The following is a 14,640-nucleotide window of genomic DNA, read 5'->3' as shown; positions in this document are numbered from 1 at the left end:
TTCAACCGTTCTGGCGGATACCAGCCACCAGCCAAGGCTGGTTCTCGCCTTGGGCGCGTTCCATGTTCCAACTTTCGCTGAACGCTTCACCCTGGTCGAAGCGGGAGTCTTTCGACACGCCGATAAAGGTCAGGGTGGCGATGGTCTTGTCGGCGCGATCGTCGACGCCGTCCAGTTGCACCTGCAGGTTATCGATGTAGGTGGACTGGAAGCCGTCACCCAGCTCGGCCCGCTCGCGCTTGAGGAACTCAAGCAGTTGTGGGGTTACGAACTCGGCGATCTTGTCCATTTCGTTCGCGTCCCAGTGCTGCTGCAAGGACATGAAGTGGCTGCGCGCCGCTTCGATGAAGCGCTGTTCGTTGAACCAGGCGGGCGCATTGATCACCGGACGCGCCACTGGAGCGGCCGCGCCACCGAAGATCGAACCGCCGGCAGGCTGCTGGTTGAACACTTCACGCTGCATCGGCGCATGACCGGCCGGAGCGAATTGCTCCTGCTGCTTGCGACGACGGGCTGCGATGAAACGGAAGACCAGGAAGGCGATGACCGCCATGATCAGGATGTCGAAGATTTGCATGCCCTGGAAACCGTCGCCCATGAACATGGAAGCGAGCAGGCCACCGGCGGCGATACCGGCCAGGGGGCCGAGCCAGCGGGAAGCGCCGCTGGCCTTGGTAGCGGCGCCAGCAGCGCCGGCCGCGCCTGCGGTGGCGGCAGTGGACCCGGCGGCAGAGGACGGTGCCATCTGGCTGGTCTGGTGAGTCGGGGCTGCGCCCGAACTTTTACCACCGCCAAAACGCTTGGCGGCATTGGCGTCGATGGCCATCGTCAGGCCGATGCACAACGCCATGGCGATGCTAAGAAAACGTTTCATATAAAGGCATTCCCATTTGTGGATAGCACGCGCGCCATGTTGCACAGCTGAACTGTTGCTGGCTAGCGACAGAGTGTTTCGGGCTTTTGCGTGACAGCTTAGGTTCAGCTTTGGCTATGCAAGCAGGCCTGTTCGCTTTGGGCTGTAGGAAAGGTAAACAAGTTCTATCGGAAATTTTGACGTCTCCGAAACGACTGTGGGAGCGGGCTTGCTCGCGATAGCGGTGTGTCAGTCAGCATGAATATTGACTGATCGGCCGCTATCGCGAGCAAGCTCGCTCCCACAAGGTGACTGCAGAGATTTTTTAGATCGCCTCGAGCTTGGCATACCCCAGCATCAGCCATTTACTGCCTTCGCTGAAGTTGACCTGGACCCGAGCCTGGGCACCGGCGCCTTCGAAGTTGAGAATCACACCGTCGCCGAACACCGAATGCCGTACCGCCTGGCCAAGGCTGAAGCCGGTTTCCGGGATATCGCTGCCACCGAACAGGCTGCTGCTTTGTTGCTGGCTGCCGCCGAACGGACGGCTGACGCTGTTGGAAAGACGGACTTCCTGAATGAGACCTTTCGGTACTTCGCGTACGAAGCGCGACACCTTGTTGTAGGTCTCGCTGCCATATAAGCGTCGAGTTTCCGCGTAGGTCATCACCAGGTTCTGCATGGCGCGGGTGATGCCAACGTAGGCAAGGCGGCGTTCCTCTTCCAGGCGTCCGGGTTCTTCCAGGCTCATCTTGTGGGGAAACAGGCCTTCCTCCATGCCCACCAGGAACACATACGGGAATTCCAGGCCCTTGGCGCTGTGCAGGGTCATCAGCTGGATGCTGTCTTCATGCTCGTCGGCCTGGGTGTCGCCGGCCTCCAGGGAAGCATGGCCGAGGAAAGCCGACAATGGCGAAAGGTCTTCGTCTTCTTCCGTCGTTTCGAAGTTGCGTGCGGCGCTGACCAGTTCCTCGAGGTTTTCCACCCGGGCCTGGCCTTTCTCGCCTTTTTCCGCTTCGTGATAGGCGATCAGGCCGGATTGCTCGATGACGGTCTGGGTCATCAGGTGCAGTGGCATTTCCCCACACTTGGCAGCCAGGTCTTCTATCAAATCCATGAAGGCCTTCAGCGCGCCGGCGGCGCGACCGGTGACGCCTTTGTTGTCGACCAGCAGACGCATCGCTTCCCACATCGACACATGGCTGTGGCGGGCATGCTCGCGAATCGCCTCGACGGTTTTCTCGCCGATGCCCCGCGTCGGCACGTTGATCACCCGCTCCAGGGCCGCGTCGTTGCCACGGCCTTCGATCAGGCGCAGGTAGGCCATGGCGTTCTTGATTTCGGCGCGCTCGAAGAAGCGCTGGCCGCCATAGATCCGGTAAGGAATCCGTTCGCGCAGCAGGGCTTCTTCCAGCACCCGTGATTGGGCGTTGGAGCGATACAGGATGGCGATGTCGCTGCGGGCCAGGCCGGTCTTCAACGCACTCTCGATGGTTTCCACAACATAGCGGGCCTCATCGTGTTCGTTGAAGGCGGCGTAGAGATTGATCGCCTCGCCTTCGCTGCCGTCGGTCCACAGTTCCTTGCCCAGGCGCCCGGTATTGTTGGCAATCAGGGCGTTGGCGGCCTTGAGGATGCCGGCGGTGGAGCGGTAGTTCTGTTCCAGGCGAATGACCTCGGCGTCGGGGAAGTCTGCCGAGTACTGGTGGATGTTCTCGATCTTCGCGCCCCGCCAGCCATAGATCGACTGATCGTCGTCACCCACCACCATCAGGCTGTCGCCGCCCTTGGCAAGCAGGCGCAACCACGCATATTGAACGGCGTTGGTGTCCTGGAACTCGTCCACCAGGACATGCCGGAAGCGTTTCTGGTAATGGGCCAGCAGGCCCGGGTGGTCACGCCAGAGATCCAGGGCCCGTAGCAGCAGCTCGGAGAAGTCGATGACGCCGGCACGCTGGCACGCCGCCTCGTAGGCTTCATAGATGCTGCGCATGGTCGCCAGGAAAAGGTCGCCGCTGGCCTGGATATGTTGCGGGCGCAGGCCTTCGTCCTTCTGGCCGTTGATGAACCATTGGGCCTGACGGGCCGGCCAGCGTTGTTCATCCAGGCCGAGTTCGCGGATGACCCGCTTGACCAGGCGCTGCTGGTCATCACTGTCCAGGATCTGGAACGTCTGGCTCAAGCCGGCTTCCTGCCAGTGGGCTCGCAGCAGGCGATGGGCCAGGCCGTGGAAGGTGCCGACCCACATGCCGGCCGGGTTGATGCCCATCAGCTGTTCGATGCGATGGCGCATCTCGGCGGCAGCCTTGTTGGTAAAGGTGACCGACAGGATCGAATGGGGCGAGGCGTTCTCGACCTGGATCAACCAGGCGATACGGTGCACCAGCACTCGGGTCTTGCCGGAGCCGGCACCGGCCAGGACCAACTGACGGCCCACGGAGGCAGCAACAGCCTGGCGTTGGGCATCGTTAAGGGAGTTCAGCAGAAGGGAGAGATCATCGCGCATCGGCGCATTCTAGGGTGCGGCGCCACCCCGGGCAAACCGAGCTTTGCATCAACCGACAAAACACCGCTTGGTGACGACCGGTTGGTCAGCCTCTACAGGCATGGGTGGCGCTTGCCTGGTGTCACCAGTGCCCAGTGGAATGGCCAGTTTTTTCAGCATTTTTATGAGCGAGAGCAGTGTGGGATGGCCTTTGGCTTGTGTATGCTCGGTTCTCGTTTCGGGTGCACCATGCGCCCCTGAATAAGAACAAGAACATCGACTATGACCTTCAATTCCGATCTGGCGGGCCCTTGTGTTGAGCCGCGGGTCATTTACAAGCAGTACGCCACGGAAATGGCGGTCGAACGCACAAGGCTGCTGTACCAGGGCTCACTGCTGCCCACGCTGTTCATGCTGATCAACGGTCTGGTCTGTGCCGCACTGTTGTGGCAGCCATCGCGCTATTTCCTGGTCAGCGTATGGCTGGTCTGGTTGTTGTCGCTGGTAGCGCTGCGGGTGATCCAGGTGGCAGCGTTCGATTCGGCGATGCCAAGCCGCCAGGCGCACCCGATCTGGTTGCGCATGTTTTTGCTGGGCTCGGCCATGACCGGCCTGACGCTGGCCGGCGCTGGCATTGCGCTGGTTCCGGCGGACAGCTTCCAACAACAGGCCTGGGCGTTTGGCCTGATCGGCGCGGCTACGTTGTCGGCCAGCGTTGCCTACGCCGTCAGCCTTTCGGCATACCTGTCCTTCACCCTGCCGTGCCTGTTGCCGGCAATCGGTTATCTTTTCTGGGGCGGTGATGAGCAGCAGCTCGGTTGGGGCTGGCTTGGGCTGGTCCTGCTGGTTTTCCTGAGTGTAGTGGCCTGGCAGGTCAACCGGCTGATACACAACGGCATGCTGCGACGGTTCCAGAACCAGGCCCTGATCGAGCATTTGCAGCAGGCGCAAGCCCGTGGCGCGCAGCTTAACGAGGCCTTGGCCCGGGAGGTCGAGCAGCGTCGTTCTGCCGAGGCCCGGCTGCGTGCGGCCCAGGTGGGGCTGGAGGAGCGCGTGGCGCAGCGCAGCCTGGAGCTGGATGTCGCCAACCAAGCCCTGAGTAAAAGCGAGGCGCGCCTGGCCCTGGCCTTGAAAGCCAGCGAGCTGGGACTCTGGGACTGGAACCTTCAGACCGACGAAGTCCATCACACCCAACTCAAGGAACTGTTCGGCCTGGAGCCCGAATACGTCACGGCCATGCTCAGCCATTTGACCCCGCGGCTGCATCCGCAAGACCTTCCCGCGCTCAAGCGCGCGCTTGTCGAGCACCTGAAGGGCCGTAGCGAGGATTACCAGATCGAATACCGTGTCCGTCACGGCGACGGCCATTGGGTCTGGATCGAAGACCGTGGTCGAGCCGTGGAACGCAGCCCTGGCGGTCGGGTTTTACGCATGGTCGGCACCCGGCGAAACATCAGCGCAAGCAAAGAGCTTGAACAGCAACGGCAACTGGCGGCCACGGTATTCGAGGCCGCCAGCGAAGGCATCGTGATCTTCGACCCAAACTACGCGTTGCTGGCGGCCAACCAGGCGTTCACGCGGGTGACCGGGTTCAATATCGCCGACATGTTGGGGCGCAACGTGGTCGACCTGCCATGCAGCCGCGATGCGCGCCGACACTATCCAATCATTCGCCAGGCCCTCAGGCAGCACGGCACCTGGCAAGGCGAACTGGTGGAGGCTCGCGCCAACGGCGAGCTTTATCCGCAGTGGCTGCAGCTGAACGTGGTCCGCGATCTGCGGGGCAACGTCAGCCATATCGTCGGCTTTTTCGCGGATCTTTCGGCCCGGCGCGAGTCCGAGGAGCGGATGCGCTATCTCACGCATTACGACGAATTGACCGGTCTGGCGAACCGTTCACTGTTTCGCGAGCGCCTGCAAGAAGCCCATCAGCGGGTGCGCCAGGGTGGGCGACGGAGCCTGGCGCTGCTGCATATCAATCTGGATCGTTTCAAGCTGCTCAACGACAGTCTCGGTCATGACATCGCCGACCAACTGCTGCAAAAAATGGCTCGGCGCCTGATCAATGCGCTGCCGGAGGCGGATACCATCGCCCGGCTATCGGGCGATGAGTTTGCGGTGTTGTTCGATGCCTATGGCAACCTTTCGAGCCTGGCGCGGGTGGCGACTCGGCTGGCCGCCAAACTGCGTGTACCACTGACCATAGAAGGCCATGAACTGGTGCTCAGTGCCTCGATCGGCATCAGCTTGTTGCCTGATAACACGCGGGAAGTTGCCATGCTGGTCAGCCAGGCGAACATGGCCATGCAACATGCCAAGCATTTGGGGGGTAACAATTTCCAGTTCTACACCGACAGCCTCCAGGCCAGCACGCTGGAGCGCCTGCAACTGGAGAATCAGCTGCGCAAGGCTTTGGAAGAGCAACAACTGAAGGTCTTTTACCAGCCAAAACTGTGCCTGGCGACCGGTCGCCTGAACGCCGCCGAGGCGTTGGTGCGTTGGGATCATCCGGCCATGGGCCGGGTGCCGCCGGGGGATTTCATCGGCCTGGCCGAAGAGACCGGGTTGATCGGGCCGATTGGCGAATTCGTGTTGCGCCAAGCTTGTTGGCAGGCATGCGAATGGCAACGCCAGGGGCTCGCGCCGATCAGGGTGTCCGTCAATTTGTCGGTGCATCAATTGCGCCAGGGCAAGCTGGTCAGCCTGGTGCGGCAGGTACTGGAAGAAACCGGTCTGGCCCCTCAATACCTGGAACTGGAGCTGACCGAGAGCCAGTTGCTCGATAGCGTTGAGCATATTATCGCGACGTTTCAGCAGCTACGGGATTTGGGGGTCAAGCTCGCCATCGATGACTTTGGCACCGGCTATTCTTCCCTGAGCTACCTCAAGCGTATTCCGGTGGACTACGTGAAAATCGACCAGGCCTTCATTCGCGGCCTGGAGGAGGGTGGCGAGGACGCGGCCATTACCCGCGCGATCATTGCGATGGCCCATGGGCTTTCGCTCAAGGTAGTGGCCGAGGGCGTGGAGCGGCAAGGGCAGCTCGACTTCCTGAAAAATGAACAATGCGACGAGGTCCAGGGGTATCTCATCAGTCGGCCGGTCGACGCTGAAGGCTTGGCCCGCTTGTTGGAGACGCAAAAATAGGACCGCCCGCCGGGTTGGATCGAGGAATCGTTTCGAACTTTTTTCTGCTTCCCTCACTGCGACGGCTACATGAAGCGTTCCCCGCCAAAACAAGGGTTGGCGGGGCTAAATCAGTTACGTATTGGGCAGGCATAAAGACAATTCTTGTAGTATAACTACAAGATTGCTACATCCCGGCACCTGCCCATAACAAGAGTCCAGCCCTTTGAACCTGTTGCAACACATCGCCCAGTCACGCCACCTGCTGCGCAAGTCGGAGCTGAAAGTCGCCGATCATGTACTGCTTGATCCTGCGGCCGTGATGCACAGTTCCATGGCCGATCTTGCCCACAGCGTCGGCATCAGCGAACCGACCATCGTGCGTTTTTGCCGGGCCATTGGTTGCTCGGGTTTCCAGGACCTGAAACTCAAGTTGGCGCAAAGCCTGGCGGCCGGTGCGAGCTTCGGCCAGTTTGCGATCCATGAAGACGATTCGGTCGCCGACTACAGCCTGAAAATCTTCGATACGACTTTGCACACGCTGATGGAGGTTCGCGAGAAGCTCGACCCGGTGGCGTTGCAGAAGGCCGTCACGGCCATGTCCCAGGCCCAGCGCGTCGAGTTCTATGGCTTCGGTGCCTCGGGCGCGGTGGCGGCCGATGCCCAGCACAAATTCTTCCGGTTGCTGCTCACGGCGGCGGCCTATTCCGACCCGCACATGCAAGCCATGTCGGCCGTCACGCTGAAGCCAACCGACGTGGCGATCTGCATTTCCCAGTCGGGGCGTTCCAAGGACCTGCTGATCACCGCCAACCTGGTGCGTGAAAGCGGTGCCTCGCTGATTACCTTGTGCCCGAGCCAGACGCCGTTGGCGGAGCTTTCCACGGTAAACCTGGCCATTGACGTACATGAAGACACCGAGATCTACACGCCGCTGACCTCGCGCATCGCCCATCTGGTGGTGATCGACGTCCTGGCGATGGGCGTCGCCATGGCGCGTGGCCCGAGCCTGGTCAACCACCTCAAGAGCGTGAAGCGCAGCCTTCGCAGCCTGCGGTTGTCGCCCAAGTCGGTGAAGGCGCTGGACGACTGAGCGCTGATTCTGAAAGTTAGGGGCTCTTGTGGCGAGGGAGCTTGCTCCCGCTGGGCTGCGAAGCAGTCCCCAACGATTTTTCCAGATACACCGCATGGCTGGTTTGCGACTGCTGCGCAGTCGAGCGGGAGCAAGCTCCCTCGCCACGGTTCATTCGCCCGAATTCATCGTTCTGTAATGCACGCGCAGCCAAACCGTCATCGCCCGCCGTCATCGTAAAGCTCCCGTATACGTCTTGGGAGTCTCGACATGACCCAGTCCTACGAAGAACGCAGCGCCGCCAAAACCCGTCGTCAGCAGGAAGATCAGCGCCGCATGGCGTTCCGTCGTGCGATCGAAGACCGTTTCGAGCAACGCCAGCTCCTGGCGGAAATCAGCGAATTTCCTGACGCGGTTGAATTCAATTACTGGCAGGCAACACCGGCGGCTTCCCGTCGAAGCGCTCAACCAGGCCGATAATCTGCGCGCGCTCACCGCGAACGAAGGCCAGGAAGGCATGAGCCACCGGTGACAGGCGCTTCGCCCTGGCCTGCACCAGGCACCAGCTGCGGTACAGCGGCAGTTCTTCCACCGGCAACTCGATGAGCGCGCCGGATGATAGTTCCCGGCTCACGGCGTGGCGTGTCAAAAGCGCCACGCCCAGCCCGGCCACCACGCATTCACGCTGGGCTTCAGCCGAAGCCACTTCCAACGTCTGGGTGAAGTGCACCCGCTTTTCCTTGAAATATTCTTCGCAGGCCAGCCGTGTACCGGAGCCCGGTTCGCGCAGCAGCAGCGTGTAAGGCTCCAGGTCTTGCAAACGCAGTGGGCCCAGGTGACACAGCGGATGATCGGGCGGCGCCACGGCGACGATCGGATTGTTGAGAAACGGAAGGAATTCCAGGCCCATGTCCTGGGGCACCATGGACATGATCACCACGTCGTCGCGGTTGTCCGAGAGCCGTCGGATGACCTGGCCGCGATTGACCACCGTGAGGTTCAGGTTGACCTCCGGATGCTGGCGCTTGAACGCGGCGAACAGATGCGGGACGAAGTATTTGGCGCTGGATTCCACCGCGAGCTTCAATTGGCCTTGCAGCGAACCCTGCATGTCCGATAGCTGCATGTCGAGGTTCTCCAGGCGTCCAAAGATGTCCCGGCTGGCGCGTTGCAACGCTTCGGCGGCTTCGGTCATGTAGAGTTTCTTGCCAACGTACTCAAACAAAGGCTGGCCAATAAGCTCTTCGAGGGAGCGAATCTGTAGGCTGACGGCCGGCTGCGTAAGCGACATTTCATCGGCAGCGCGACTGTAGGACCGCAGGTCGCACACCTCATTGAAGATTTGCAGTTGACGCAATGTCATACGCATCAATGACTTACGCATTTTTCAAACACTCTGGGTCGAGACAATTACCTCAACTATAAGTCTTTGCTTATGCACGGCCCAATAATTATTCATTTTTGTTAATCCCCAGCCGGGACTAGTGTGGACCTGCGACCAATTGTTACATCTGGTCACGCATCGGCCTGAACCCAGGCCGTGGGTATCACCGGCTCAAGGGAACCTCCAATTGATAACAAAGATCCTGATCGCCAACCGTGGTGAGATTGCCGTCCGCATCGTGCGCGCTTGCGCCGAGATGGGCATTCGCTCGGTCGCGGTCTACTCCGACGCGGACCGCCATGCGTTGCATGTCAAGCGTGCGGACGAGGCCCACAGCATCGGCGCCGATCCGCTGGCCGGCTACCTCAACCCGCGCAAACTGGTGAACCTGGCGGTGGAAACCGGCTGCGATGCGTTGCACCCCGGCTACGGTTTTCTCTCGGAAAACGCCGAACTGGCAGACATCTGCGCTGAGCGCGGCATCAAATTCATTGGCCCCTCGGCGGAAGTCATTCGCCGCATGGGCGACAAGACCGAAGCGCGCCGCAGCATGATCAAGGCCGGCGTACCGGTCACGCCGGGCACCGAAGGCAACGTCTCGGGCATCGAAGAAGCGCTGGCCGAAGGTGACCGGATCGGTTATCCGGTGATGCTCAAGGCCACGTCCGGCGGCGGCGGTCGGGGTATCCGTCGTTGCAACAGTCGCGAAGAACTCGAACAGGCCTTCCCGCGCGTGATCTCCGAAGCCACCAAGGCGTTCGGTTCGGCGGAAGTGTTCCTGGAAAAATGCATCGTCAATCCCAAGCACATCGAAGCGCAGATCCTGGGCGACAGTTTTGGCAACGTGGTGCACCTGTTCGAGCGGGACTGCTCGATCCAGCGCCGCAACCAGAAGCTGATCGAAATTGCCCCGAGCCCGCAACTGACCCCCGAACAGCGCGCCTACATCGGCGACCTGTCGGTGCGCGCGGCCAAGGCCGTGGGCTACGAGAATGCCGGCACCGTGGAGTTCCTGCTCGCCGAAGGCGAGGTGTACTTCATGGAGATGAACACCCGGGTGCAGGTGGAACACACCATCACCGAAGAAATCACCGGTATCGACATTGTTCGCGAACAGATCCGCATCGCCTCCGGGCTGCCATTGTCGGTCAAGCAGGAAGACATCCAGCACCGTGGTTTTGCGTTGCAGTTCCGCATCAACGCCGAAGACCCGAAAAACAACTTCCTGCCCAGCTTCGGCAAGATCACCCGCTACTACGCTCCGGGTGGCCCGGGCGTGCGCACCGACACGGCGATCTACACCGGCTACACCATTCCGCCGTTCTACGATTCGATGTGCCTGAAGTTGGTGGTTTGGGCACTGACCTGGGAAGAAGCGATGGACCGAGGCCTGCGAGCGTTGGATGACATGCGCCTGCAAGGGGTCAAGACCACCGCCGCCTATTACCAGGAAATCCTGCGCAATCCGGAATTCCGCAGCGGCCAGTTCAATACCAGCTTCGTTGAAAGCCACCCTGAACTGACCAACTACTCGATCAAGCGCAAACCCGAAGAGCTGGCCTTGGCCATCGCCGCCGCCATTGCCGCCCACGCAGGCCTGTAAGGAATCATGACAATGTCCAAGAAGATCCACGTTACCGACACAATCCTGCGCGACGCCCACCAATCGCTGCTCGCCACCCGGATGCGCACCGAAGACATGCTGCCGATTTGCGACAAGCTCGACAAAGTCGGCTATTGGTCGCTGGAAGTCTGGGGCGGCGCCACCTTCGACGCCTGCGTGCGCTTTCTGAAGGAAGATCCGTGGGAGCGCCTGCGCCAACTGCGTGCCGCGTTGCCCAACACTCGTCTGCAAATGCTGTTGCGCGGCCAGAACCTGCTGGGCTATCGCCATTACAGCGATGACGTGGTCAAGGCGTTCGTCGCCAAGGCCGCGGTCAACGGCATCGATGTGTTCCGTATCTTCGATGCGATGAACGACGTGCGTAACCTGCGGGTCGCCATCGAAGCGGTGAAAGCCGCCGGCAAGCACGCCCAGGGCACCATCGCCTACACCACCAGCCCGGTGCACACCATCGACGCGTTCGTGGCCCAGGCCAAGCAGATGGAAGCCATGGGTTGCGACTCGGTGGCGATCAAGGACATGGCCGGCCTGCTGACCCCGTACGCCACTGGCGAACTGGTGAAAGCGCTGAAGAGCGAGCAATCGTTGCCAGTATTCATCCACTCCCACGACACCGCCGGCCTGGCCGCGATGTGCCAACTCAAGGCCGTCGAAAACGGCGCCGATCACATCGATACCGCAATTTCCAGCTTCGCCTGGGGCACCAGCCATCCGGGCACCGAATCGATGGTCGCCGCCCTCAAGGGCAGCGAGTTCGACACTGGCCTGGACCTGGAACTGCTGCAGGAAATCGGCCTGTATTTCTATGCCGTGCGCAAGAAGTACCACCAGTTCGAAAGCGAGTTCACCGCCGTGGACACCCGCGTCCAGGTCAACCAGGTACCGGGCGGGATGATTTCCAACCTTGCCAACCAGTTGAAAGAGCAGGGCGCGCTGAACCGGATGAACGAAGTGCTGGCGGAAATCCCGCGGGTGCGCGAAGACCTCGGCTTCCCACCGCTAGTGACCCCGACCTCGCAGATCGTCGGCACCCAGGCGTTCTTCAACGTGTTGGCTGGTGAGCGCTACAAGACCATCACCAACGAAGTGAAGCTCTACCTTCAGGGCGGCTACGGCAAGGCACCGGGTTTGGTGAACGAGAAGTTGCGTCGCCAGGCTATCGGCAGCGAAGAGGTGATCGACGTGCGTCCGGCCGATTTGCTCAAGCCGGAAATGACCAAGCTGCGTGGCGAAATCGGTGCCCTGGCCAAGTCAGAAGAGGACGTGCTGACCTACGCCATGTTCCCTGACATCGGTCGCAAGTTCCTCGAAGAACGTGAAGCCGGCACCTTGACCCCTGAAGTGCTGCTGCCAATTCCAGAGGCCGGCAGCGTCAGCTCCGCCGGCGGCGAAGGCGTGCCGACCGAGTTCGTCATTGACGTTCACGGCGAAACCTACCGTGTCGACATCACTGGCGTGGGCGTCAAGGCCGAAGGCAAGCGTCACTTCTACCTGTCTATCGATGGCATGCCGGAAGAGGTCGTCTTCGAGCCGCTCAATGAATTCGTCGGCGGCGGCAGCAGCAAGCGCAAGCAAGCCACTGCGCCGGGCCATGTCAGCACCACCATGCCGGGCAACATCGTCGATGTCCTGGTCAAGGAGGGCGACGTGGTCAAGGCCGGCCAGGCGGTATTGATCACCGAAGCCATGAAGATGGAAACCGAAGTGCAGGCGGCCATCGCCGGCAAGGTCACCGCCATTCATGTGGCCAAGGGCGACCGGGTCAACCCGGGCGAGATCCTCGTCGAAATCGAAGGCTGATTCAAACAGCCTCGATGCAACGTTTTACCTCGGGGGAGCAGGTGCTCCCCTTTTTTTTCGCCTTTCAGAACATCATCTTCCACTGGCCCATCAGCGCACCGTTGCGATTGTCCTGGCCAGTCTCGCCGCTGTAGTTCAGTCCCAGGGTATGACGTGGCGATACGGCCAGGTCCAATCCTGCTTGCAAGAGCAGGCTGTCACGGTCCAGCTCGACTCCCTGGATGACGTACGTATTGCCTCCGCTGGCCAGATGTTGATGGGAGTTGCCCCTGATGTCGCCGTACAGGTGCTTCCAGCCGACATCGACGCGCGGCGTCAATCGCATGCCTTGGTCGAATACAAAAGGGCGGGCGAGGCGCAGGCCGAGGTCGCTGCTGAAGTGTTCCTGGGTCTGGTCGTGGTATTGCAGCGCGGCATCGCCACCTTTTTCCGCGTAGGCGTCGCGTTGGTAGCGTTGGTAACCCACCTGGACGTAGGGCTCTATATCGAACTGTCCGACGTCCAGGTGGTAGCCGACCTGTCCGAAGACCTGTTGCGTCGTGGCGTCGTAACGGCCCTTGAGATGATCCTTGAAACCATTGAACGCGACATGGCGCTTGGTGCTGCCGTCATGGCTGCCATAGACGGCACCCAGGCGCAGCGCCACCGGCCCTTCCTGGCGCAAGGCGTAGGCGCCTACGAGCCAACTGTCGAGTGCTCCGTCGAATTGATAGCTGTCCAGTCGTGTCTGGGTCTTGCTGCCAATGACGCCCAATCGCCAATTGGAGCTGACAGCCCAATCGGTTCCCAGCATCAGGCCCTTGGTCGAATGCTTGAGGGCGTAGCTGCCCAATTGCTTGGCGAGGCTGCCGCTATTGCCAACGGCCTGGACCCAGACCTGGCCGTTACCATGTTCGCCCGACGGGTTATGCCTGCCCATCACGGACAGCATTCCCGTGCTGATCGGTGCGACGCTGCTCAGGGTGGCGTTGCCCAGGTCTGCCGTGTCGTAGCCGCCGAGTTGGTCGATGGCATCGGCGGCTGTGGCCATGTTGGTGCCGAGCAGGGCGTTGATGGCAGTGTTGGGTTTAGCTACAGGCTTGATGGGCTTCGCCTGGACGACGGGCTTGGGTTTGGCTGCGGCGACTACTTTTGGTGGTTCGGTGGGCTTTGCTGCAGGGCTTGTGGTTTTCGGTTTGCTCGCAGGAGATGGTTCAGGCTCTAAAATACCGTTGGTTTCTTGCCGCAGGTCCGGGATAGCGCCTGCAACTGCCAGCCCGTTGGGAGTCGACGCGGCTTTCGTGAGTGGAACGTTGTTGCGTGTGAGGACCAACCCCACTTGTTTACCTGCGACGTAGTCCGGCGTCGCGTTCATGTAAACGAGTTCGTTCAAGACCTTCCCGAATTTGCCATCGATCTTTTTCGCCTCGATCACAACGTGCTTGCCGGCTTCAGTGGATTCGCCGGATACAGCGATGACTTTCAAAGTCGCATCACCCAAGGTGGCTGTACCGCCAACCTGGATCGTGGCGCTGCCTCTTTCTGCGTCGATTCCATAAACCAACGTCGCGCTCTTGGAGAACTTGAGGTCGTTGGTAACCGAAGGCGCGCCAATGTCTGGACCGACCTTCATCAAGCCCGTCACATCCAGCGCATCGACCGTCCCGTTACCGCTGAACGTGGCGTTTTTCCCAACGAACACGGGCCCGGCCACGGTACCTTGATTATCGAATATGCCGAGTGCGTGCACCGCACCCGCAATCTGACCGGTGTTGGTCAACCTGGCCTTCGAGTCGACCAGACTTCCCCCGTTGAAAGCGCCGCCGTTGGACCATTCGCCTTGCTTGAGATGCAGATCCTTAACGTTACTTATTTGATTGATGACGCCTCCCTTGGCGATATCCAATTGCAGGACATTAGTCCCGCCGCCGCCGTCGGTAAGCCCGAAAAGTTCGCCTTGCTTGCTGACAATCACCAGGTCGTTGCTGTCGCCCATCGATAGGGGAGCTTCCTGGGCCTTGATAACCTTTTCGACCTTCGTATCTGGCGCCGCCGCGAATGCCTTGAGGCGGGCCTGCGCCTGGGCAGTTGTTTCAACGGGTTGGGCTTCTTCGGCAACCGACTGGGCCATCGAAAGCTCGGCACAACCAAGCGCCAGCGCTATTGCCAGCGCGAGATGTTGGGGCAGGAATACGTGTTGGGTAGGCATTGAGTGCGACCTGTGATGGAGAAGGTCGCACTGTAAAAATTCAGCCGGGGCGGCGATGCCAGCCATCTTCCCGCCGTGGGCACGATTCAGTGGATGAAGTTTGTAGGC

Annotated in this window: 9 protein-coding genes; 5 read left to right on the top strand and 4 right to left on the bottom strand. The window is 60.7% G+C overall.

Features of this window, described 5'->3' with window-relative positions:
• Position 1: 1 nt before the first annotated feature.
• Together KSS97_RS00645 and uvrD are read right to left on the bottom strand one after the other, a co-directional pair.
• The gene (locus KSS97_RS00645; protein WP_030139084.1) at positions 2–874 is read right to left on the bottom strand and encodes a Tim44 domain-containing protein; all 873 of its coding nucleotides are present in this window, start codon (positions 872–874) and stop codon (positions 2–4) included.
• Positions 875–1,178: 304 nt separating this feature from the next.
• On the bottom strand, positions 1,179–3,359 hold the full coding sequence (uvrD, locus tag KSS97_RS00640) for a DNA helicase II (RefSeq protein WP_030139085.1): 2,181 nt from the start codon (positions 3,357–3,359) through the stop codon (positions 1,179–1,181).
• A gap of 261 nt (positions 3,360–3,620) precedes the next feature.
• On the opposite strand from uvrD, the gene KSS97_RS00635 reads away from it, so the two are divergent.
• The 3 genes from KSS97_RS00635 (at position 3,621) to KSS97_RS00625 (ending at position 8,016) form a co-directional block, all read left to right on the top strand.
• The gene (locus tag KSS97_RS00635) at positions 3,621–6,485 is read left to right on the top strand and encodes an EAL domain-containing protein (protein WP_217860673.1); all 2,865 of its coding nucleotides are present in this window, start codon (positions 3,621–3,623) and stop codon (positions 6,483–6,485) included.
• A 205-nt stretch (positions 6,486–6,690) separates the two neighbouring features.
• On the top strand, positions 6,691–7,557 hold the full coding sequence (hexR, locus tag KSS97_RS00630) for a transcriptional regulator HexR (protein WP_003187110.1): 867 nt from the start codon (positions 6,691–6,693) through the stop codon (positions 7,555–7,557).
• A gap of 249 nt (positions 7,558–7,806) precedes the next feature.
• On the top strand, positions 7,807–8,016 hold the full coding sequence (locus KSS97_RS00625) for a PA3496 family putative envelope integrity protein (protein WP_080628535.1): 210 nt from the start codon (positions 7,807–7,809) through the stop codon (positions 8,014–8,016).
• Here the strand turns inward: KSS97_RS00625 and KSS97_RS00620 are convergent.
• On the bottom strand, positions 7,958–8,920 hold the full coding sequence (locus KSS97_RS00620; protein ID WP_303651298.1) for a LysR family transcriptional regulator: 963 nt from the start codon (positions 8,918–8,920) through the stop codon (positions 7,958–7,960). The genes KSS97_RS00625 and KSS97_RS00620 overlap by 59 nt on opposite strands.
• 187 nt (positions 8,921–9,107) lie before the next feature.
• Between KSS97_RS00620 and KSS97_RS00615 the strand changes: the two genes are divergently transcribed.
• On the top strand, positions 9,108–10,523 hold the full coding sequence (locus KSS97_RS00615) for an acetyl-CoA carboxylase biotin carboxylase subunit (protein ID WP_030139089.1): 1,416 nt from the start codon (positions 9,108–9,110) through the stop codon (positions 10,521–10,523).
• A gap of 12 nt (positions 10,524–10,535) precedes the next feature.
• Entirely contained in the window at positions 10,536–12,344 is a 1,809-nt protein-coding gene (oadA, locus tag KSS97_RS00610) for a sodium-extruding oxaloacetate decarboxylase subunit alpha (protein WP_030139090.1), read from the top strand.
• A gap of 64 nt (positions 12,345–12,408) precedes the next feature.
• Here the strand turns inward: oadA and KSS97_RS00605 are convergent, their stop codons facing one another.
• Complete coding sequence (locus KSS97_RS00605; protein WP_217860672.1) at positions 12,409–14,532, bottom strand: autotransporter outer membrane beta-barrel domain-containing protein; 2,124 nt, start codon at positions 14,530–14,532, stop codon at positions 12,409–12,411.
• Positions 14,533–14,640: the final 108 nt, after the last annotated feature.

Source organism: Pseudomonas alvandae (genome assembly GCF_019141525.1).
GTDB lineage: Bacteria > Pseudomonadota > Gammaproteobacteria > Pseudomonadales > Pseudomonadaceae > Aquipseudomonas > Aquipseudomonas alvandae.
Note: the sequence above shows the minus strand (reverse complement) of the source record. Positions and strands in the feature narration are given on the sequence as shown.